The sequence below is a fragment of the Cryobacterium sp. TMB1-7 genome (genome assembly GCF_004402435.1).
Taxonomy (GTDB): Bacteria; Actinomycetota; Actinomycetes; order Actinomycetales; family Microbacteriaceae; genus Cryobacterium; species Cryobacterium zongtaii.
Genome location: NZ_SOFZ01000029.1, coordinates 242,667 through 263,118 on the forward strand (window position 1 = coordinate 242,667; position 20,452 = coordinate 263,118).

Below are 20,452 nucleotides of genomic sequence, written 5' to 3' on the forward strand. Positions count from 1 at the left end.
CCTGCTGCTCGGCTCCGGTGAGTTCGGTGCTGTCGGTGCCGGCCGTCTCGTCGGTGCTTGAGCGCGTGTCGGGGTTCACTTTGTCACTCACAGGGTTTCTCCGCTTCGGTGGGCGTCCGTCGGGGCGGACGATTCGGTCTGGGGGGCGCGGTCCGCAGGAGCGCCCGGCGCGACGCCGGTCGAGCCGAAGCCGCCCTCGCCACGCATGCTGCCGGGGAGCCGCTCGACTGGCACGAAGACCGCCCGGGCCACCGGAACCACGATGAGTTGGGCGATGCGGTCGCCGATGTTGATGGGGAACGGGGTGACGGTGTCGGTGTTGAGCAGGCAGACCTTGACCTCGCCCCGGTAGCCCGCGTCAACGGTCCCCGGCGAGTTCACGACGGTGATTCCGTGCTTGACGGCCAGTCCGCTGCGGGGGACCACGAAGGCCGCGTATCCGTCCGGCAACGCTATCGACACACCGGTGCCGACGAGGGCCCGTTCTCCGGGAGCCAGGACCAAGGCCTCCGAGGCGTGCAGGTCGGCTCCGGCGTCACCCGGATGGGCGTAGGTCGGGAGAACGGACGCGGTAATCAGGACTTCGACGCTTTCAGCCACGTGTCGAGGGTAGTGCAGTTATCTGGTCGAATAGACCCATGCCCGATTATCGCGAAAAACTCTGGCCATCCCCATGGCTCTTCATCATCACTGCGCTGGTGATTCCCGCAAGCCTCCTGGTCTTCCTGCCGATCTCGGTGCTGGCGGGGATCCTGACCGGCGCCGGCCTCTACCTCGGCAGCGCCCTGCTGCTGGTGCTGGCGTCGCCGACGGTTTCGGTGTCCGACGGTGTCCTCACCGCCGGCCGGGCGCGCATCGAAACCCGCCTGCTCGGTGAGGCCGTCCCCCTCGAGGCTGCGGATGCCACTCTCGAGCGTGGCCAGAAGCTGGATGCCCGCGCGTGGCTGCTGATCCGTGGCTGGATCGCACCCGTGGTGCGGATCCCGCTTGAAGACCCGACCGATCCGGCGCCGTACTGGCTGGTCTCCAGCCGCCGGCCACAGAAAATGGCCGCCGCGATCAATGGATCGCGACGGCCAGCATCAAGTAACTAAGCGCGCTTAGGCGTCGCACTCCAGGCAGACCGGGCCGAGCTTGGTCTCGTGCGACATCTGCGAACGGTGCTTCACGAGGAAGCACTCCACGCAGGTGAACTCGTCGGCCTGCGGGGGCAGGACGACGACGTCGAGGTCGAGGTCGGACAGATCGGCGCCCGGGAGGTCGAAGCCACCGGGGTTGTCGGAGTCGTCAACATCAACGACACCAGACATCTTGTCGGGTACACGCTCCTTGAGGGCCTCAATCGACTCTGAGTCGTCTTCGGTCTTTCGCGGTGCGTCGTAATCGGTTGCCATGCCCATCCATTTCATTAACGCCGATAAACGAAATCGGCGGCCATAGTTTGCAACAATCCGTGCGGAATAGCAAACCAATCGCCAACCTTTCAGGTTGGCAATGGGAGCAACTTCCGGCACGCCCGCAGTATTCCCCGAAAAATGCCACATTGCATGGCAGGGTTGGGCCATCAGTAATCGCGAGAGGGCTTTCGCCATGCAGGATTTGAAAGTTATCGGAGTCGAGAACGGCGCGCTGCTTGCAGCGTCAGAGGAGGGTGATCGCTTTCGGATCCCCATCGATGCGGTTCTCCAGTCCCGGCTTCGCCAAACCCAAACGGATGCGTCCGTTCGGCCCAAACTGTCGCCTCGGGAGGTGCAGGCGCACATCCGTGCCGGCATGTCCGCGGAGGACGTCGCTGCAGTGACCGGCGCGTCGCTGGACTTCGTCAAGCGGTTCGAGGGACCGGTGGTCGCCGAACGCGAATACATAGTGTCGAGCGCGCTGAGCGTGCCCGTGCACACCGCGATCGACCCCGATCCCATCGACGAGCAGGCCAACTTCGGCAGCGTCATCCGGGAACGCCTGGCGTCCCTGGGTGCGTCCAACGAACGCTGGGCCAGCTGGAAGGAACCCGGCGCCGGGTGGATCGTCAAACTCGCCTTCACGGCTGACGACATCGACCACGACGCCCGGTGGGGCTTCGAACCCAAGAAGAACACCCTCTCGCCGATCGGCAGTGAGGCCATTGCCCTCTCCCAACAGGGCGAGCTCAAGGGTGCCCTGATCCCCCGGCTGCGTGCCGTCGGCGCCGAAACCAGCCTGGCCGACGTGAGCCGGTTCGACAGCGGCGCCTTCACGTTCAAGGAATCCCTGGCCGACGACATCCTCAACGACACGGCTCCGCTGCACGATCCGGTGCCATACGCCCGTTCCGCCGGTACGACGGAGGCCGTGTCCAAGGCCGCCATCAAGCGAGCGGCCGAACCGCCGCAGAGCCTGAGCGAGACCGCGGACCTGCTCGAGTCGCTTCGCCGCCGCCGCGGCGAACGGGAAGCGGCCGCCGGAGAGACCGAAACGCCCGTCACACCAGTGGTGGATACCCGCCGTACCGAGCGGGCACCGGCCGAGTCCGGGATCCGCCTGGTCAACGAGGCTCCCCCTGTTGCCGAGGCTGCCACCGCAGCCCCCGAGGAAACCCGCAACGTGTGGGCCACTCAGGCCGCCACGGGCCAACCCCGCACCGGTCAGACCGGTCGCCGCGGCCGCGCATCGATGCCCAGCTGGGACGAGATAGTCTTCGGCGCACGAACCGACGACGACCTGGCCTGATCCTCACCTGAGTCATAGGCTGCGGTTCCATGACGCGTGCCTCCCGCTCCGACATCACCCGGCGTCGCCTGGCCAACCAGGCGCTGACCGGGTCGATCACCGAGCCCGCCCAGGTCGTCGACCGCATGCTGGCCGTGCAGGCGCAGGACCTCCGCTGGGCGAAGTGGGCCGTTGCCGTGCGGGCCCCCGGAAGCACCTCCGCCGACATCGACACGCTGATCGACTCCGCCAGGATCGTGCGCTCCTGGCCGATGCGGGGAACCCTGCACCTGGTGCCGGGGCCGGACCTGGGCTGGATGCTCGGACTCACCACCGCCAGGCTCTGGGCCGGTGCGGCAACCCGGCGCCGCGACCTGGGCCTGGACGAGGCGACCATCGATCGCTCCCGCACCGTGGCCGAGAATGCTCTCAGCGGCGGACGGGAGCTCACCAGGGCAGCCTTCCTGGCACTGCTGGAGCGCCACGGCATCGGCACAGACGGCCAGCGGGGATATCACCTCATCTGGCACCTCGCCCAGTCGGGAACCCTCTGCTGGGGCCGGCAGCTCGACGCCCAACAGATGCTCGTGCTGCTCTCGGACTGGGTCCCGCACCCCCGGCAGCTCGAACGCGACCAGGCACTGGGCGAATACCTGCTGCGCTACCTGGCCGGACACGGGCCGGCTCCCTTGACCGACTTCGCCTGGTGGTCCCAGCTCACCATGAGCGACGCCAAGACGGCCCTGGCCGTTGGTGGAGGGCAGCTCAACACCCTCGACGTCGACGGAGTGAGCCACCTGCTCCCCCAGAGCTCAGATCTCGGACCGCTGAGCCGCGCCGCGCCGGGGCGCGGTCCCAGTGCCGTGCTGGCCCTGCCGGGCTTCGATGAATACCTGCTCGGCTATCGGGATCGCAGCTTCGCGATCGAACCCGAGAACCTGACCAGGGTCGTCCCGGGCAAGAACGGGATCTTCCTGCCCGTCCTGGTTCGCGGCGGCCGTATTTTCGGCACCTGGCGGCGCGAATGGCAGCCCCGGGCGATCACGGTGCACCCCGCGCCGTTCACCCCGCAGGGCGCCGCATCGTTCCCGGGAACCGATCGGGCCCTTCACGAATACGCCCGCTTCCTCGGCCGCCCGGTGCAGGTACTTCCGGCCCCACCGACCGTGCCCGCCGCGCCCTAGCCTGCCGTGGTGAGACCGGTGATCGGTCCGGTCCGTCGGGCCTTGTACCCTATGACAGTGCGAATAACGACCAGCCTGCGAGTATCCAGACGGATCCCGCTGCTGCAGACCCTCAAGACCTCGGTCGCCGTGGTCCTGGCCTGGGTAATCTCGCTGTGGCTCCTGCCCGGCGAGCTGCCCATCTTCGCCGCGATGGCCGCCATCTTCGTCGTGCAGCCCAGCATCAACCAGTCCCTGGGACGGGCCCTGGAACGCAGCCTCGGCGTCGTCGGCGGAGTCCTGGTTGCTCTGGGCATCGGGCTGTGGTTCGGACAGGACAGCTGGATCGTCCTGGGGGCGATCGTGCTCTGCATCCTGCTGGCCTGGGCCCTGAAGCTGTCGCCTGGCTCGGCGAATCAGATCCCGATCAGCGCGATGCTCGTCCTCGTGCTGGGTGCCGCGACACCGACCTACGCCAGGGACCGCATCATCGAGACCATCCTGGGCGCCGCGATCGCCGTGATCGTCAACGCGTTGATCGTTCCGCCGGTGTTGCTCACGCCCGCACACGACGCGGTGACCCGGCTCACCCTGGAGGTGGCCGCGACCTTCGACCGGGTGGCCACCGCGCTGCTGAGCCCGCAGAAGTACGCCGATCTGGAGAGCCTGATGATCCAGGCCCGACTACTGCGGCCCATGCTGGCCAAGGCCGAACGGGCCATCAGCCAGGCCGAGGAGAGCCTGACACTCAATCCCCGCCAAAGCAGGCACCGCGAGGTTCTCGACGCCGACACCGACCTCTACGCCCGCCTGGTGCCCCTGGTCACCCGGGCACTGGGCATGACGAGAGCGCTGCGGGACCACTACGACGATAGCCTGCACCTCGAGCCCACCGTGCAGGCCTTCGCCATCGAGCTGGAGAGGGCCGCGCACGATCTGCGATTGCTCACCGTGCCGGCGGATGGGAAGCCGTCCGCCTCGGCGGCTCCGGGGATCGAGCCGCTCGCCCTGACGGCGCCGCTGATGATCATGACTCCACATCCCCAGCACTGGATCTTGATCGGCGCCCTGATGGAGGACCTGCGACGGGTGCGCGAGGAGATCACCGGCGAGTAGGCTGCCCGCATGTCGAGCAGCCCGGAGCCCGAGCGCCACGCTGCGCCGACCACGGCGACGACGGCCCGGCGAACGGTTCTGTCCACCCGGCGGCTGGAATCGTACACTGACGGCGTCTTCGCCATCGCGGCCACGCTGCTTGTGCTGAACGTCTCCGTGGACAGCATCGGCGTCGTGACGTCGAACGCCGAGTTCCTGCGGCAGGTCAACGCCTTGGCACCGAGCATCCTGAACGTGGTCATCAGCTTTCTGCTGCTCAGCCTGCTGTGGCTCATTCACGTGCGTCAGTTCGAGTTCATCCCCCGTGTGGATACCACCATCATCTGGCTCAACAATTTCCGCCTTCTCGGCGTGGTCCTGGTTCCGTTCACGACGAGTCTCAACGACGAACTCAGCCGGTACCTGCTGGGCCGCACGCTGTTACCCCTGAACTTCTTCGTGATCCTGCTCTTCAGCACCTGGCAGTGGTTCCACGCCAGCTCTCCCCGCAGACAGCTCGTGCATGGCGCATCCGCCACCGCCGTTCATAACGCACGGGTGAACAATGTCAGCGCGCTCGCACAGTCGTTCGCCGTCGTACTGCTGGCGACGCTGGTCGGTTCCCCCGCGTTCTTCCTGTTCGCCCTTGATCCGCTCATCGCCCTGGTGTTGCGACGAATCGGGGTCCTGCGGCCGACGCCGGACGAACCGGTGGCCGGGTGACGGGCGGAACCGCACACAGAGACAACACAACCCAGACACAACAACGGGGACCCCATTGGTGGGATCCCCGTTGCGCGCTGCCGAGTGCTTAGGCCTGGAGGGCACCCTGCAGTTCGAGGGTGATGGTGACCTTGTCGCCCAGCAGCATGCCGCCGGTCTCGAGGGCCGCGTTGTAGGTGAGACCGAAGTCTTCACGGTTGACCTGGGTCGTGGCGGTGGCGCCGAACTTGTAGTTGCCGTAGGGGTCGCCGCCGAAGCCACCGAACTCGAAGTCGAAGGTGACGGGCTTGGTGACGCCCTTGATGGTGAGGTTGCCGTCCACGAGGTAGTCGCCGCCGACGACGCGCACTCCGGTCGACACGAAGTCGATGGTCGGGTAGGTCTCGGCGTCGAAGAAGTCGCCGGTGCGCAGGTGGCCGTCGCGGTTGGCCTCGTTGGTGTTGATGGACGCGACGACGGCGGACGCCGTCACGCTGGTCTCGAGGGGGTTCTCGGTGGTGACGAAGGTGGCGTTGAAGGTCTCGAACGTGCCCTTGACCTTGCTGATCATGATGTGACGGATGCTGAAGCCGACGACGCTGTGCGTGGGGTCGATGGTCCAGGTTCCCGCTTTGTAGCCCGGGATGGTCGTGGTGGTGATGTCGCTCATGGTGCTCCTCAAGTCCGTGGGGGCGGTGGATTCGCTGCCCTCAGGTATATGCAAGCGCATAGGACTACAGGATATTCCATCACCGACCAGAAAAGATGTGAACGATTCAGGAACGCGCGGAGAACCCGACTCCTCGGCGGGGAAGTAGGCTCGGCCTGTCAAGAGGAGTCCACGATGCCGACAGCGTCCCCGTCCAGTCCGGCGTCCCTGTCGAGCCCGGCACTGAGCATCCGCGATGTGGCCCCGGAAAGCGTTCTGGTTCTCGGCGGCGGTCGCGCCATCCTCCTACAGCTCGCGAACCCCGCCGTCGGGCACGGCGTCGCCAGGCACAGCGACTTCGCGACCCGACCGCTGAGTCGACTGAGCGGCACGCTCTCCTACGTATACGCCGTCACCTGCGGCTCGCCCATCGACCGGGCCGCGGCCGTGCGCCGGGTCTCCCTGGCCCATCGCCCGGTGCACGGCACCCAGAGCGTCGGCGCCCCGGGGTACAATGCTTTCGATCCGCAGTTGCAGCTCTGGGTTGCCGCGACCCTGTACGAATCCGCAACCCGTGTGCACGAGCTGGTCTACGGACCGCTCACGGATGCCGACGCCGAGTCCGTCTACCGTGACTACGGCGTGCTCGGCACCGCCCTACAGGTACCGCCCGGGCTGTGGCCCGCGGACCGGGAGGCTTTCGCGGCGTATTGGAGCCGCGCAACGTCCGGTCTGGCGACCGACGAGACGACCCGATCGGTGGCCAGGCAACTGCTGCACCCCACCACCGGACCGGTCTGGTTGCGCCTGGCGATGCCGCTGGGACGCCTGGTCACCACGGGGCTCCTGCAGCCCGACGAACGAGCCCTCTTCGACCTGCCCTGGTCGCCCGGACGCCAGCGCAGGTACAACGCCGTGATCGGCGTCATCCGTCTGATCTATCCGCGCCTGCCGACGCGGCTGCGGCAGGCCCCCATGCGGCACTACCTTCGTGCCGGCCGATCCCTCGCGGCGAGGGATCGCGCGACCGGGCAACCTGGCGGCGCCGACGGGCGTTGACTGGGCTGAGCTGAACCGCCTAGAAGAAGTCGTCCGGGGTGCCGGCCGCCCGGGTCACCGCGACGGTGGACACACCGGCGCCATCGAGCTTGGCCATTGCGACCCGAAGCCCGGACTCCATCTGGGAGGCCCACACCTCGGTCTCGCGGGCACCGGCCTCGACGGCCGTGAGCCTGGCGAGGGCCTTCTCCTTGTCGGCACGCTCAGTGGCAACCTGCTGGATGCTCAGGGTGACGGCGTAGTACGCCGCCACCATCGAGGCGATCGGCGTGGCGATGACGGCCAAGGCGATGATGCTCTCGTTGGAGACGTTCACGAAGATCATGATGATGAACGCGATCGTCAGAACGGCGATGCCTACGAGAACGACCAGTGCGGCCCGCTGCGGCGGTCCCGTTCTGAGGTCGGAGAGCAGGGTGCGGCTTCGGGTTTTGGTCCGGTTGGGGACCGGGGACACTGCGGTTTCGACCGGCCCCTCACCCGTCGGCCCGTCGCCGGCGGGCTGAGTGCCCGGCATCGGCAGGCGTTCTGTGGTGGTCGAGGTGTCGAGGGGGAACGTTCGGTCGAACGGGTCATAGCTCTGATCGGTCATGGTCACTCCGTGGGTGGGTTTCGGTAGCTCGGGTGATGTCTCAAGGCTCTGTCGTTGAGGGGATCGTCGTTGCGGGGGTCGTCGTCTAGGGGGTTGGTTTTTCGGGGTCAGTTTCCGCGGATTCTGTCGTCGAGGGTAGCGCGTCCCCGGGAAGGATGACGCGTTTGTAACTGCGGCCATCCGCCAGCTCGACGGTGCGGCTGGCCAGTTTACCTCTGCTCACCTGCAGGTACACCGCTTGAACGCTGACGCCGAGCAATCCGGCAGCCTCGGCCACCGAGTGCCCGGGCAGGTCGGTCGGAACGCTGCTGGGCCGCGCGCTGCGCTTACGTCCGGCATCCAGGCGGGCCGCGATGTCGGAGTCGGTGCCCTGCCAGCGCCACTTGGCCGCGGTGGGTTTGAGCCCGGCGGCATCCGCGATCTCGGGCCAGCCCGCTCCATCGGACAGGGCGTCGCGTACGCTCGCCAGCGCGGCCGGGTCGGCGTCAAGGTGGTGAAGTACCGCACGAATGGCCCGCATCCGCTCCAGCGGCGGTGCCGCCGCGTTGGCGTCCAGCTCCGTCAGCCGGGCCAGCGCAGCCGCCGTCTCCGCGGATAGGAAATGGCCCATGGGTCCTCCTCGATGGTCAGTGGTACTGGCGAGTGGAGCTGGCGGGTAGTACTGGCGAGTGGAGCTGGTGAATAGATGGACCTAGACGAGCACCGCGACCGAGTGCGGCGGCAGCAACACCCAGCCGGCGTCGAGCCGGGGGCTCGCATCGGCGTTGTTCGCGAAGGCGAGCAGGACGCTCTGCCCGGCAACCGGAACGGACCGAGCGGTCGTGGAGAGGTTGATCACGATCTCGGTCTCGCCGCGGCACAGCAGCAGCCAGCCGTCCGCCTCGTCATAGGCCACCGCGACCCGCGCGAACCGTGGATCGGTCAGGTCGGCGAGCCGGCGACGGAGACCCGCGAGGTCACGATAGAACGCCAGGAGACGACCGGAATCGCCACGCTGCAGTTCGGACCAGTCCAGTTTTGACCGCTCGAAGGTGGCCGGGTCCTGGGGGTCGGGCACCACGGCCGGGTCCCAGCCCATCCGGGCGAACTCGCCGATGCGGCCCTCTGCGGTGGCCAGGCCGAGTTCGGGCTCTGGGTGCGAGGTGAAGAACTGCCACGGTGTGCGCGCCCCCCACTCTTCGCCCATGAACAGCATCGGGGTGAACGGGCCGAGCAGGGTGAGTGCGGCGGCGATGCCCAGCTGGCCGGTGTCGAGCTGGGCGCTGAGCCTGTCGCCGATGGCCCGGTTGCCGATCTGGTCGTGATTCTGCGAGGCGACGACCAGCCGCCAGGCCGGCATCCGTTCGGTGTCGACAGGGCGGCCGTGGTGGCGGCCGCGGAAGGTGGACAGGGTGCCGTCGTGGAAGAACCCGCGGGTGAGCACCTTCGCCAGGGCGCCGAGGGGGGCGAAGTCGGCGTAATAACCGACGGTCTCACCGGTAAGGGCGACGTGCACGGCGTGGTGGAAGTCGTCGCTCCACTGGGCGTCGAGTCCGTACCCGTTGGCTTCACGGGGGGTGATCAGCTTGGGGTCGTTGAGGTCCGATTCGGCGATGAGGGTCAATGGGCGGCCCACGGAGGCGCTGAGCACGGCCACCTCGCCGGCGAGCTGTTCCAGCAGGTGCACCGCGGAGTGGTCCTTGAGGGCGTGCACGGCGTCCAACCGCAGGCCGTCGACGTGATAGTCGCGCAGCCACATCAACGCGCTGTCGATGATGTACCGGCGCACCTCGTCGGAGTCCTGGCCGTCGAGGTTGACCGAGGCGCCCCAGGTGTTGCCCTCGGCGTCGCTGAGGTAGGGCCCGTAGTTGGGCAGGTAGTTGCCGCTGGGGCCCAGGTGGTTGTGCACGACGTCCTGGATCACGCCGATGCCGGCCGCGTGGCAGGCGTCGACAAACCGCTGGTACGCCGCCGGGCCGCCGTAGCCCTCGTGCACGGCATACCAGAGCACACCGTCGTAGCCCCAGTTGTGAGTGCCGTTGAAGCCGTTCACCGGCAGCAGCTCGACGAAGTCCACGCCGAGTGACACGAGGTGGTCGAGCCGGCCGGCCGCGGCCTCCAGGGTGCCCTCGGGGGTGAACGTGCCGATGTGCAGCTCGTAGATGGTGGCACCGGCGAGCTGACGACCGGTCCAGGCGTCGTCCTGCCAGGTGTGCGTGGCCGGGTCGAAGCTGCGGGAGAGGTTGTGCACGCCGTGCGGCTGGCGGCGGGATCGCGGGTCGGGGAACGGGCCGGCGCCATCCAGCAGGAAGCCGTAGTCTACGCCGTCAGCGCTGCCGGGCAGGCTGCCGTGCCACCAGCCGGCGTCGCCGCGGGTCATCGGCGCGGTGGCGTCGCCGGCGACCAGCCCGACGGTCTCGGCGGCGGGCGCCCACACGTCGATCGGAACGGCGACGATGTCGGGGTTGTCTGTCGTCACGGGGTGGCCTCCTCGATAGCGGTGGGTGCGGTGATGCTCGCGGGGATCAACAGCGCAACCGGATAGCTCGACAGCAGGTCGGCCAGACGCACCTGGCCGCCGGCGAAGCGGACACCGGTGAGAGCATCCTGCCAGTCGTGCCCGGCGAGCATAATCGTGGTGTCACCCCAGCCGGTGCGGGCGAGCGCGACGGGCAGCCGGGTGGCGACGGTCACGGCGCCGCCGCGGTCGTAGGCCACCACGTGGGCGGCGGCCGGGCCGAATGCCTCGACCGGTGCGTGCCGGACGAACAGTTCCGGCCGATCGCGGCGCAGGCGCAGGGCGTTGGTGGTGACGAGCAGTTTCGTGGCGCCGGTTTCATCGATGGGGGGCAGCCAGCCCGCGCTGACGCGGTCCAGGTAGTCCCGGCGCACGGTGTAGTCCACCGGGCGGCGGTTATCGGGGTCCACGAGCGACATCTCCCAGAGTTCGCTGCCCTGGTAGACGTCGGGTACACCGGGCGCGGTGAGCTGGATGAGCTTGAGGGAGAGCGAGTTGCTCCACCCGGCCTGCTTCACCCTGTCGACGAAGGCGGTAACGGTGCGGGTCAGGGGCCCGTCCTCGGCGAGTTCCCGAACCAGGGCGCGCATCCGGTTTTCAAAGTCGTCGTTGGGCGCGGTCCAGGTGGTGGAGAGGTTCGCTTCCCTGGACGCCTTCTCGGCATAGCCGATGAGACGGTCGGTGGAGGCGGGCCAGGAACCCACGATGGCCTGCCAGAGCAGGTTTTCGAACGGGGCGTCGCCGAGCGGGGCCAGGGCACGCAGCTCGCCGAGCACAGCGGTCCACTCATCCGGGATCTCGGCCAGGACCGAGATGCGGGCCCGCACGTCTTCGCCGCGCTTGGTGTCGTGGGTCGACAGCGTGGTCTGTGAGGCGGGCGCAACGGCCAGCCGGGTCTGCTGGCGGCGGTGGAATTCCTCCACCGGCACCGCGAACTCGCTCGGGTCCGCGCCGACCTCGTTGAGGGAGGTGAGCCGGCTGTAGCGGTAGTAGGCGGTGTCTTCGACACCCTTGGCCATCACCATCCCCGAGGTCTGCTGGAAGCGCACGGCCGCGGGGTGTGCGGGGTCGGTGAGATACGGCAGCAGGGCGGTGATGGTGGTGTCGAGTTCGGGCCGGCGCTGCCGGGCAAGTCGCACGGCGGTGTCGAGTTCGCTGCGGCCGACGGGCAGGTAGGAGCGGTAGACCGGGAACCAGGCGATCAGTTCGGCGAGGGCGTCGGCTGCATCGGGGACCTCGGGGATCAAACGGTCGAGTCGGCGCACCTCACTCTGCAGGATGCCGTCGGCGATGGCGCGCTTGCCGGTGTGGACCAGTTCGGTCCAGGAGACGGCGCCGCCCTGCAGGGTGGCCTCCAGGGTGTCGAGGGCGTCCTGGCCGGCCGGGTCCACCAGGACCCTGTCGAAGTCGGCGAGGGCGTCATAGCCGGTGGTGCCGTGGGCCGACCAGCTGCTGGGCAGCTGTTCGCGGCCCTCCAGGATCTTCTCCACCAGCAGGTAGCCGTCCGGCATGGCGGCGTGCAGCCTGTCGAGGTAGCCGGCCGGGTCGGCGAGGCCGTCCGGGTGGTCGACTCGCAGGCCCTGCACCTGGCCGGTGTGCACCCAGCGCAGGATCTCGCGGTGGGATTCGTCGAAGACCCAGGGCACCCCGACGCGCACACCGGCGAGGGTGTTCACGGCGAAGAAGCGGCGGTAGTTCAGGTCGGTGTCGGCGCGGCGCCAGCTGACCAGTTCGTAGTGCTGCCTGTCGTGCACGACGGCGGCGGGGGCGCCGTCGTCCGCGGTGCCGGGAGCGAGCGGGAACCGGTTGTCGTAGTAGTGCAGTTCGTCGCCCACCACGGTGAGCTGGTCGAGTTCGGTGTCGCCGTCACCGAGTACGGGCAGCAGCAGCCGACCGTTGCCGGCGGGCCAGTCCACGTCGAAGGCCTCGGCATAGCGGGAACCCTGCCCGGCTCGGAGCAGGTCCCACCACCAGGCGTTGCTGTGCGGCGTCTGGACGCCGACGTGGTTGGGGACGATGTCCACCAGGATGCCGCGGCCGGCCGCGGCCACCCGCTCCGACAGTCGGGCGAGCGCCTCGGGGCCGCCGCGGGCCGGGTCGATGCTGCCGTGGTCGATCACGTCGTAGCCGTGGTCGGAGCCCTCCTCGGCCGTGAGCAGCGGCGAAAGGTAGAGCCAGTCCGCGCCGAGCCGGCTGACGTAATCGAGCACACCCGCCGCCGCATCCAGATCGAAGGCCGACGTGATCTGCAGGCGATAGGTGGAGACGGGGATGCTCATGGTGGTTACTCGTGTCCTTCGGTCGAAGAGTACGGGTCCGGCAGCACCGGCAGGGTCAGCGTGGACGTCGGCGGCGACGGGTGGCTTGCCAGCGACGCGGCAACGGAGTGGTCCGGAGCAACCTCGGGCACGTGGTACTCGCGCAGCACGACGAGTGAGCGTCCCATCACGGTGTGGGTGGCACCGGCCGGGCGGGGCTCCGAATCGGCGCCCTCTCCCCCGGTGTCGATCACGATCTCCCAGGCGGGCGAGTACTCGGCGCTCGGCAGGGTGAATTCGACGTCTTCGGCATCCGCGTTGAACAGCAGGATGAAGTTGACGTCGGTGACCTCGCGCCCGCGGGTGTCGCGTTCCCGGATGCCCTGGCCGTTCAGGAACATGCTGACGGTGCGGGACCGACTTTCGTCCCAGTCCTCCGCGCGCATCTCCTGGCCGTCGGTGTTCAGCCAAACGATATCTGCCAGCGGGTCGCCCTCGCCGCGCTTGCCGGGGTGCCCGTCGAAGAACCGGCTGCGACGGAAGGTGGGGTGCTCCTTGCGCAGGCGGACCACAGCGGACGTGAACTCGATCAGGGGCTGGTCGGCCTCGTCCCAGTGGATCCAACTCAGCTCGGAGTCCTGGGCGTAGGTGTTGTTGTTGCCGTGCTGGGTGCGGCCGAGTTCGTCGCCGTGCAGGATCATCGGGACGCCCTGGGAGAGCAGCATCGTGGCGATGAAGTTGCGCTGCTGGCGGCCGCGCAGGGTGCGGACGGTGGCGTCGTCGGTGGGGCCCTCCACTCCGGCGTTCCAGGACCGGTTGTGGCTTTCGCCGTCGTTGTTGTCCTCGCCGTTGGCGTCGTTGTGCTTCTCGTTGTACGACACGAGGTCGTTGAGGGTGAAGCCGTCGTGCGCGGTGACGAAGTTGATCGACGCGACGGGGCGGCGGCCGGAGTGCTCGTAGAGGTCGGCGGAGCCGGAGATGCGGGAGGCGAATTCGCCCAGGGTGGAGGGCTCGCCGCGCCAGAAGTCGCGCACAGTGTCGCGGTACTTGCCGTTCCACTCCGTCCACTGCGGCGGGAAGTTGCCGACCTGGTAGCCGCCGGGGCCGACGTCCCAGGGCTCCGCGATCAGCTTGACCTGGGAGACGATCGGGTCCTGCTGCACGAGCTCGAAGAAGGTGGACAGCTTGTCGACGTCGTAGAGGTCGCGGGCCAGGGCGCTGGCGAGGTCGAACCGGAAACCGTCGACGTGCATCTCGATGGCCCAGTAGCGCAGCGAGTCCATGATCAGCTGCAGCGAGTGCGGGTGGCGCACGTTGAGGGTGTTGCCGGTGCCCGTGTAGTCCATGTAGTACCGGCCGTCGTCGTCCATCAGCCGGTAGTAGGCGGCGTTGTCGATGCCCTTGAACGAGATGGTCGGGCCCAGGTGGTTACCCTCCGCGGTGTGGTTGTAGACCACGTCGAGGATGACCTCGATGCCGGCGGCGTGCAGGTTCTTGACCATGCCCTTGAACTCCTGCACCTGCTGGCCGAGGTCGCCGCTGGAGGAGTAGGCGTTGTGCGGGGCGAAGAAGCCGATGGTGTTGTAGCCCCAGTAGTTGCTCAGGCCCTGGTCCTGCAGGGTGCTGTCGTTGACGAACTGGTGCACGGGCATCAGTTCGATCGCGGTGACGCCGAGCTTCTGCAGGTGCTCGATGACCGACGGATGCGCGACGGCCGCGTAGGTGCCGCGCTGGGATTCCGGCACCTCCTGCTGCAGCTGGGTGAGGCCCTTGACGTGCGCTTCGTAGATGACCGATTCGCTGTACGGGGTGCGCGGGGAGCGGTCGCCGGTCCAGTCGAAGAACGGGTTGACGACGACGCCGAGCATCATGTGCGGGGCGGAGTCCTCGTCGTTGCGGGAGTCCGGTTCGCCGAAGTTGTACGAGAACAGTGCCTGGTCCCAGTCCATGACGCCGCAGGTGGCCTTGGCGTACGGGTCGAGCAGCAGTTTGTTGGGGTTGGCGCGCTTGCCCTCGCTGGGGTTGTATTCGCCGTGCACCCTGTAGCCGTAGCGCTGGCCCGGCTGCACCTCCGGCAGGTAGCAGTGCCACACGAAGGCGCTGGATTCCCGGACTTCGACGGGGGTCTCGGCGCCGTTCTCGTCGAACAGGCAGAGCTCCACCCGCTCGGCGGCCTCACTGAACAGAGCGAAGTTGGTGCCGCTTCCGTCATAGGTTGCGCCAAGCGGGTAGGCAGATCCGGGCCAGGTTTCCACGGTGTACTCCTCGAGGAAGGTCAGAACGAAAGGATGAAGGTGGGTGGTTTGCCCGAGCCGGGCCCACGTGTTCACGCTACCCCGTCCGGGGCACGCCAAATTCCCGTCAGGCCATCATTTCGTGTACCAGAGGGGCTACCTCGGTGCCGTAGAGCTCGATACTGGTCATCAGCTTGTCGTGCGAGAGGGTACCGAGACTGTACTTGAGGTCGAAACGGGACAGCGAGAGCCCGGTGGCCATTTTGGCGATCTTGGTGGCGACGGTTTGCGGGGAGCCGACGAACAGGGCTCCGTCGGGGCCGGCATCCTGCTCGAATCTGGCCTTCGTGGCCGGGCCCCAGCCTCGCTCGCGGCCGATCCGGTCCTGCATGGCGCGGTAGTGCGGCCACATCTCTTCGCGTGCCTGCTCGTCCGTCGCGGCGACGTAGCCGGGTGAGTGCTCGCCGATGGGTTGCGGGTCCTTGCCGAACTGGTCGAGCGCCCGGTGGTACAGGTCGGTGAACTGGGCGAAGGCGAGAGGCTCACCACCGATGATGGCGAGCATCAGCGGCAGACCGTAGTGGGCGGCGCGCACCACGGACTGCGGGCTGCCGCCGACACCGATCCAGGTGCGGATGGAGCCGGATTCGGTCGGCGGGAACACCCGCTGCTCTGTCAGGGAGCCGCGGGTGCTACCCGACCAGGTCACCGGCGCTTCCTTGAGCAGTTCGGCGAACAGCTCGAGCTTCTCTTCGAACAGCTGCTCGTAGTCGCTGAGCTCCAGGCCGAACAGGGGGAAGGATTCGGTGAACGACCCACGGCCGAGGATGACCTCCGCGCGACCGTTGGAGACGGCGTCGAGGGTGGCGAAGCGTTGGAAGACGCGCACGGGGTCGTCGGAGCTGAGCACGGTGACGGCGGAGCCGAGCTTGATGGTGCTGGTCTGACCGGCGATGGCGGCCAGCACGACCTCGGGGGCGGAGACGGCGAAATCCTCGCGGTGGTGTTCGCCGATACCGAAGAAGCTCAGGCCCACCTGGTCGGCGAGCACCGCCTCGGCGACGACGTTGCGCAGCACCTGGGCGTGGCTGAGCAGGCTGCCGTCCGCGGCGTAGGTGACGTCGCCGAACGTGTCGAGACCCAGTTCCAGTGTCGGTGCCATGTGTGGTGCGCCCTTCCGATCAGTTTGTATGCATACGCATACTAGGGCTCAACGGGGCGCACCGGCGTTCTATTCCGCGTCGCTACTGAGTGTCGCCGGTCGCGGTGTCGCCGGGCGACCCAGTGCGGGTGACCGTCGTCGGAATGTTGTGGTTGAGCCTCAGCAGATTCTCGGGGTCGTACTCGCGCTTGAGGGCGGCGAGTCGCTCCAGTTTGGCCGGCCCGTAGACGGCCAGCGCTTGGGCCACCGGGTCGGTGCCGGATTCCGCGCCGAGGAAGTTCACGTACGTGCCGCCGGAGCCCAGCACCGCCATCTCCGCGCCGAACTCGCGGACGAAGGCCACTCGCTCGGCGTCGTCGACAGGGTCGGTCCAGAATCCGTAGATGTTGAGCCAGAACCGCGCTCCCCGATTCGGGAACGGCGTGTCGTCCTCGGCCACCCTGGCGAAGGCGCCGCCCATGTGGTGGATATCGAAGGCGGTGCCGAGCCAGGTCTGCTCCGCTCCGCGGCGCAGCAGGGTATCGATCACCGCCGGATCCAGACTGTCGAAGGAGGTGTTCTTCCAGTAGCCGCGCACACCCTTGGGGAAGACCCCGTCGACGGCGGACTGCCACGCGGTCCACGGCATCGGCTCGTCGGCCTCGACCGCGGGCGGGGCGGCGCGGCGCATCCGGTCGATGACCTCCCGGGCCCTGTCGGTGTCGGTGCCGGCCCAGGCGAAACCCAGCAGCATCAGCGGCTCAGAGCCGAGCCCCATGGCCGGCGGCGGCACCAGCACGCTGAGGATGGAGGTCAGCTCGTCTGGCAGGTCCCTGGTCCACTCGTCGTAGGCCGCCAGCGTCGCCGCCCACTGCTCCTTCGGGTAGACGAAATTGCCGGTCACCGGCCGCGCCGGCAACGGATGCGCCCGGAAGGTGAACGAGGACACCACGCCGAAGTTGCCGCCGCCGCCGCGCAGCCCCCAGAACAACTCGGGGTTCTCGGTCGCGCTGGCCCGCACTCTCGTCCCGGCCACCGTGACGACATCCGCCGCCACCATGGCGTCTAGGGTCAGCCCGTGTGCCCTGGTCTGCCAGCCGACGCCGCCGCCGAGGGTGAGACCGGCGATGCCGGTGGCGGAGACCACGCCCAGCGGCACGGCGAGCCCATAGGGTTCGGTTGCCCGGTCGATGTCGGCCATGGTCGCCCCGGCCAGTGCCCGCACGGTGCGGGCGTCCGGGTCGACCTCGACGGTGTTGAGGGCGGCGAGATCGAGCACGATCCCCGCGTCGACGGTGCCGTTGCCGGCCACGTTGTGCCCGCCGCCGCGCACGGCGAGGGGCAGCCGGTGCCTGGCAGCCAGGGCCAGGGTCGGCGCGATGTCGCCGGTAGCACGGGCACGCACGATCAGCAGGGGCCGGTGGTCGATCATGCCGTTCCACACCCGCCTCGCGTCGTCGTAGCCGGGGTCGGTGTCGACGATCAGGTCTGCCTCTACGTCGGTGCGCAGGTCCTCAACCAGCCGGCGGGGATCTGTGCCGTTCTCGGGGAAGGTGCTCGATGTCATCGGGAGTCCTCCGTTGATCTACATCACGGGTCGACATCCATGACAGCACCCTCAGAGCCCGGCCGCAACGCCTGTCACGGCTTCGATGACACGGCCTCCGTCAAACGGTTTCCGTCACACGGACTCGGTCACCCGCCCATCCTCGACCGCCCAGTGCCGATCGAGGCGCACGGTGGCGAGCATCCGTCGGTCGTGGGTCACCAACAACAGGGTGCCCGTGTAGGACTCGAGTGCCTGCTCCAGCTGCTCGATCGCGGCGAGGTCCAGGTGGTTGGTTGGTTCGTCGAGCACCAAGAGGTTCACGCCCGTGGCCTGCAACAGGGCGAGACCGGCGCGGGTGCGTTCACCGGGTGACAGGGCGTCGGCGGGTCGGCTGACGTGGTCGGCGGTGAGGCCGAACTTGGCGAGCAGGGTGCGGATCTCGCCGGCCGAGAGCTCGGGCAGCCGCTGCTCGAAGATGGCCACCAGGGTCTGCTCGCCCGTGACGCTGGCCCTGGCCTGGTCGATCTCGCCGACGGCGACGCTCGCGCCCAGGCTTGTGGAACCGGAATCGGCCGCCAGGCGGCCGAGCAGGGCGCGCAGCAGCGTGGTCTTGCCGGCGCCGTTGGGTCCGGTGATGCCGATGCGCTCCCCCGCGTTGACCTGCAGGGAGACCGGACCGAAGACGAAGTCACCCTGGCGGATGAGCGCTTCGTTCAGGACCGAGACCACGCTGCTCGAGCGCGGTGCGGCGCCGATGGTGAACTCGAGCTGCCATTCCTTGCGCGGTTCGTCGACCTCGTCGAGACGACTGATGCGGCTCTCCATCTGGCGTACCTTCTGCGCCTGCTTCTCGCTGGATTCGGCGGCGGCCTTGCGTCGGATCTTGTCGTTGTCCGGAGACTTCTTCATGGCGTTGCGCACACCCTGGCTGGACCACTCCCGTTGGGTCCGGGCCCGGCCGACCAGATCGGCCCTCTTTTCGGCGAATTCGTCGTAGTCGGCGCGCTTCTGCCGTCTGGCCGTCTCGCGCTCCTCCAGGTAGGAGTCGTAGCCGCCGCCGAAAACCCGGTTGGCGCCCTGGGCGAGGTCCAGTTCGAGGATCTTGGTGACCGAGCGGGCCAAGAACTCCCTGTCGTGGCTGACCAGCACGACTCCACCGCGAAGGCCCGTGACGAAGCCTTCCAGGCGTTCGAGCCCGTCGAGGTCGAGGTCATTGGTGGGCTCATCGAGCAGCACGATGTCGAATCTGGACAGCAGCAGGGCGGCCAGTCCCACCCTGGCGGCCTGGCCGCCGGAGAGCGATGTCATCAACGCGTCCGCGGCCACGTCGGCGTCGAGGGAAAGACCGAGGTCATACAGCACGGCAGGGAGCCTGTCATCGAGGTCGGCCGCACCACTGGCCAGCCAGCGGTCCAGGGCCACCGAGTAGACATCGGCCGGGTCAGCCCCGCCCGGTGCGGCTGGTTCGGCCAGGGCGGCGGCGGCGGCGTCCATCTCCCTGGTCGCCTGGGCGCAGCCGGTGCGACGACCGATGTACTCCGCCACGGTCTCCCCTGGCACCCGTTCGTGTTCCTGGGGCAACCAGCCCACGAAGGCATCCGCCGGCGACAGGGCAACGGAACCGCCCTGCGGCTCGTCGAGGCCCGCGAGCAGGCGCAGCAGGGTGGACTTGCCCGCACCGTTCACGCCGACGATACCGACGACATCGCCGGGTGCGACGGTGAGGTCGAGGGAATCGAACAGTGTGCGGTGGGCGTAGCCACCGGCCAGGGCCTTGGCGACGAGTGTTGCGGTCATGGGTCCAGTTTCCCATCTGGACGTGACGCGCCCGACGCCCCGTCGATTCCGTTGCTCAGTCGGCCGCGTCGAGGTACAGCCAGGCGCCGGACACCTTGACGAATCGGCTGACTTCGTGCTGCTGAGCCCGCCCGCCGTCCTGACGCGAGTGTGCGGTGAATTCCACGACGCCCTCGGTGTCGAACAGGGTTCCCCGCTCGGTCCGGTCGATGTCGAGCCGCATCCACCGCACAGTCGTGTCCAACTCGATGGTGTTTGGCCGAGTTCTCGGATGCCAGGTGCGCAGGAGATAGCCTGCGTCGCCGACCGCGAAGGCCGAGTAGCGCGATCGCATGAGCTGCTCGGCCGTGGCGGCTCGGGCGTCGCTGCGGTGCAGGCGCCCGCAGCAGTCGTCGTAACTGTTGCCGCTGCCGCACGGACAGCGTACGGGAGCGGCGGGGATCGATGGCTGGTCTGAACGGGCTGCAGATGCTGAAGGGGGCATCCAGCCATTATCGACGCCCGTCAGGCCGAGGTCACTCGCACCAACGCCTCATTGCGCCCCCGGAGTCCGGGCCGGAACGGCGGGTCGAACCGTGCGTAGTAGACCGGCCCGTCCGGCAGGAGATCAGCGGCCTCCAGCGACCCGAGCAGGGAACGCCCGTGATCGGTGAATCTCTTTGTGCTCCAGCCCCCGCCGAACCGCAGGACCGCGGCCTCGTGGGCGGGCAGGACGATTATCCGCAACCTCTCGTCCAGTGGCAGGGGCGCACGGTCCGGGTCCGACTCACCCGGGAGCACGAAGCTGATCAGGTGCGCGGACTCCCCCGCCCGCTCGTGCAGCACCGGCGGCGCCATGGGGATCGTCGTTGCCGACAGGTTGTTGCCGGCGAGATAGTTCTGCAGCGGCCGGAAGCCCCGGCTCGCCGCCCGCGTGAAGCCCCCGTCGACCTGCACCTGCACGAGAACACAGTCCGGATAACGGCGCACATCGAAGCCAGGGAAGGCCCGCACCACGGTGTACTGCTGCTGCTCGGTCATATCGGGGAGTG

The 20,452-nt window shown here is 68.2% G+C and carries 19 protein-coding genes; 6 read left to right on the forward strand and 13 right to left on the reverse strand.

Annotated features, from left to right (window positions below; translation table 11 throughout):
- Positions 1-87: 87 nt before the first annotated feature.
- Entirely contained in the window at positions 88-600 is a 513-nt protein-coding gene (dut, locus tag E3O60_RS14220) for a dUTP diphosphatase (protein WP_088456345.1), read from the reverse strand.
- Positions 601-638: 38 nt separating this feature from the next.
- On the opposite strand from dut, the gene E3O60_RS14225 reads away from it, so the two are divergent.
- A complete protein-coding gene (locus tag E3O60_RS14225; protein ID WP_088456346.1) occupies positions 639-1,094 on the forward strand; it encodes a DUF3093 domain-containing protein in 456 nt (151 codons plus the stop codon).
- A 6-nt stretch (positions 1,095-1,100) separates the two neighbouring features.
- Here the strand turns inward: E3O60_RS14225 and E3O60_RS14230 are convergent, their stop codons facing one another.
- Positions 1,101-1,394, reverse strand: a complete 294-nt coding sequence (locus tag E3O60_RS14230; protein WP_066599570.1) for a DUF4193 domain-containing protein — start codon at positions 1,392-1,394, stop codon at positions 1,101-1,103.
- A 196-nt stretch (positions 1,395-1,590) separates the two neighbouring features.
- Between E3O60_RS14230 and sepH the strand changes: the two genes are divergently transcribed.
- The 4 genes from sepH to E3O60_RS14250 are packed head-to-tail and all read left to right on the forward strand — an operon-like array spanning position 1,591 to position 5,666.
- A complete protein-coding gene (gene sepH, locus E3O60_RS14235) occupies positions 1,591-2,706 on the forward strand; it encodes a septation protein SepH (protein WP_088456347.1) in 1,116 nt (371 codons plus the stop codon).
- A gap of 29 nt (positions 2,707-2,735) precedes the next feature.
- Positions 2,736-3,869, forward strand: coding sequence for a winged helix DNA-binding domain-containing protein (locus E3O60_RS14240; protein WP_134498438.1), 1,134 nt, complete (start codon positions 2,736-2,738; stop codon positions 3,867-3,869).
- A 51-nt stretch (positions 3,870-3,920) separates the two neighbouring features.
- Positions 3,921-4,964 carry an aromatic acid exporter family protein gene (locus tag E3O60_RS14245; protein ID WP_370028116.1) on the forward strand — a complete coding sequence of 348 codons (1,044 nt, stop codon included), beginning with the start codon at positions 3,921-3,923 and terminating at the stop codon, positions 4,962-4,964.
- A gap of 9 nt (positions 4,965-4,973) precedes the next feature.
- Positions 4,974-5,666, forward strand: a complete 693-nt coding sequence (locus E3O60_RS14250; RefSeq protein WP_088456349.1) for a TMEM175 family protein — start codon at positions 4,974-4,976, stop codon at positions 5,664-5,666.
- A gap of 88 nt (positions 5,667-5,754) precedes the next feature.
- Here E3O60_RS14250 and E3O60_RS14255 read toward each other — a convergent pair whose 3' ends face one another.
- Complete coding sequence (locus E3O60_RS14255) at positions 5,755-6,315, reverse strand: YceI family protein (protein WP_088456350.1); 561 nt, start codon at positions 6,313-6,315, stop codon at positions 5,755-5,757.
- A 174-nt stretch (positions 6,316-6,489) separates the two neighbouring features.
- Here E3O60_RS14255 and E3O60_RS14260 point away from each other — a divergent pair, with 174 nt between their 5' ends.
- The gene (locus E3O60_RS14260; RefSeq protein WP_088456351.1) at positions 6,490-7,353 is read left to right on the forward strand and encodes an oxygenase MpaB family protein; all 864 of its coding nucleotides are present in this window, start codon (positions 6,490-6,492) and stop codon (positions 7,351-7,353) included.
- Positions 7,354-7,372: 19 nt separating this feature from the next.
- On the opposite strand, the gene E3O60_RS14265 is transcribed toward E3O60_RS14260, so the two are convergent.
- The 10 genes from E3O60_RS14265 to E3O60_RS14310 all read right to left on the reverse strand — a co-directional run bounded on the left by E3O60_RS14265 (position 7,373) and on the right by E3O60_RS14310 (position 20,441).
- Positions 7,373-7,945 (reverse strand): hypothetical protein, encoded by a 573-nt coding sequence (locus E3O60_RS14265; protein WP_088456352.1) that lies wholly within the window; start codon positions 7,943-7,945, stop codon positions 7,373-7,375.
- Positions 7,946-8,030: 85 nt separating this feature from the next.
- Complete coding sequence (locus E3O60_RS14270; protein WP_088456353.1) at positions 8,031-8,555, reverse strand: hypothetical protein; 525 nt, start codon at positions 8,553-8,555, stop codon at positions 8,031-8,033.
- 81 nt (positions 8,556-8,636) lie between these two features.
- Positions 8,637-10,403: a malto-oligosyltrehalose trehalohydrolase gene (gene treZ, locus E3O60_RS14275; RefSeq protein WP_241980140.1), complete on the reverse strand. Its 1,767-nt coding sequence runs from the start codon at positions 10,401-10,403 to the stop codon at positions 8,637-8,639.
- A complete protein-coding gene (gene treY / locus E3O60_RS14280; protein WP_134498440.1) occupies positions 10,400-12,721 on the reverse strand; it encodes a malto-oligosyltrehalose synthase in 2,322 nt (773 codons plus the stop codon). Before treY ends, treZ begins: the two co-directional genes overlap by 4 nt.
- Positions 12,722-12,726: 5 nt before the next feature.
- Entirely contained in the window at positions 12,727-14,955 is a 2,229-nt protein-coding gene (gene glgX, locus E3O60_RS14285; RefSeq protein WP_134498442.1) for a glycogen debranching protein GlgX, read from the reverse strand.
- Positions 14,956-15,061: 106 nt separating this feature from the next.
- Positions 15,062-16,096, reverse strand: a complete 1,035-nt coding sequence (locus tag E3O60_RS14290; RefSeq protein ID WP_134408733.1) for an LLM class flavin-dependent oxidoreductase — start codon at positions 16,094-16,096, stop codon at positions 15,062-15,064.
- A gap of 82 nt (positions 16,097-16,178) precedes the next feature.
- Entirely contained in the window at positions 16,179-17,642 is a 1,464-nt protein-coding gene (locus tag E3O60_RS14295; protein ID WP_134498444.1) for an FAD-binding oxidoreductase, read from the reverse strand.
- A gap of 114 nt (positions 17,643-17,756) precedes the next feature.
- Positions 17,757-19,421: an ABC-F family ATP-binding cassette domain-containing protein gene (locus E3O60_RS14300; protein WP_088456357.1), complete on the reverse strand. Its 1,665-nt coding sequence runs from the start codon at positions 19,419-19,421 to the stop codon at positions 17,757-17,759.
- Between the two features lie 55 nt (positions 19,422-19,476).
- The gene (locus E3O60_RS14305; RefSeq protein ID WP_134498446.1) at positions 19,477-19,905 is read right to left on the reverse strand and encodes a YchJ family protein; all 429 of its coding nucleotides are present in this window, start codon (positions 19,903-19,905) and stop codon (positions 19,477-19,479) included.
- Positions 19,906-19,925: 20 nt separating this feature from the next.
- A complete protein-coding gene (locus E3O60_RS14310) occupies positions 19,926-20,441 on the reverse strand; it encodes a heme-binding protein (protein ID WP_088456359.1) in 516 nt (171 codons plus the stop codon).
- Positions 20,442-20,452: the final 11 nt, after the last annotated feature.

Coding starts and splice junctions, on each gene's coding strand:
- E3O60_RS14225 (WP_088456346.1), top strand. CDS start 639: ATGCCCGATTATCGCGAAAAACTCTGGCCATCCCCATGGCTCTTCATC.
- E3O60_RS14230 (WP_066599570.1), bottom strand. CDS start 1,394: ATGGCAACCGATTACGACGCACCGCGAAAGACCGAAGACGACTCAGAG.
- sepH (WP_088456347.1), top strand. CDS start 1,591: ATGCAGGATTTGAAAGTTATCGGAGTCGAGAACGGCGCGCTGCTTGCA.
- E3O60_RS14240 (WP_134498438.1), top strand. CDS start 2,736: ATGACGCGTGCCTCCCGCTCCGACATCACCCGGCGTCGCCTGGCCAAC.
- E3O60_RS14245 (WP_370028116.1), top strand. CDS start 3,921: ATGACAGTGCGAATAACGACCAGCCTGCGAGTATCCAGACGGATCCCG.
- E3O60_RS14250 (WP_088456349.1), top strand. CDS start 4,974: ATGTCGAGCAGCCCGGAGCCCGAGCGCCACGCTGCGCCGACCACGGCG.
- E3O60_RS14255 (WP_088456350.1), bottom strand. CDS start 6,315: ATGAGCGACATCACCACCACGACCATCCCGGGCTACAAAGCGGGAACC.
- E3O60_RS14260 (WP_088456351.1), top strand. CDS start 6,490: ATGCCGACAGCGTCCCCGTCCAGTCCGGCGTCCCTGTCGAGCCCGGCA.
- E3O60_RS14265 (WP_088456352.1), bottom strand. CDS start 7,945: ATGACCGATCAGAGCTATGACCCGTTCGACCGAACGTTCCCCCTCGAC.
- E3O60_RS14270 (WP_088456353.1), bottom strand. CDS start 8,555: ATGGGCCATTTCCTATCCGCGGAGACGGCGGCTGCGCTGGCCCGGCTG.
- treY (WP_134498440.1), bottom strand. CDS start 12,721: ATGAGCATCCCCGTCTCCACCTATCGCCTGCAGATCACGTCGGCCTTC.
- E3O60_RS14290 (WP_134408733.1), bottom strand. CDS start 16,096: ATGGCACCGACACTGGAACTGGGTCTCGACACGTTCGGCGACGTCACC.
- E3O60_RS14295 (WP_134498444.1), bottom strand. CDS start 17,642: ATGACATCGAGCACCTTCCCCGAGAACGGCACAGATCCCCGCCGGCTG.
- E3O60_RS14300 (WP_088456357.1), bottom strand. CDS start 19,421: ATGACCGCAACACTCGTCGCCAAGGCCCTGGCCGGTGGCTACGCCCAC.
- E3O60_RS14305 (WP_134498446.1), bottom strand. CDS start 19,905: ATGCCCCCTTCAGCATCTGCAGCCCGTTCAGACCAGCCATCGATCCCC.
- E3O60_RS14310 (WP_088456359.1), bottom strand. CDS start 20,441: ATGACCGAGCAGCAGCAGTACACCGTGGTGCGGGCCTTCCCTGGCTTC.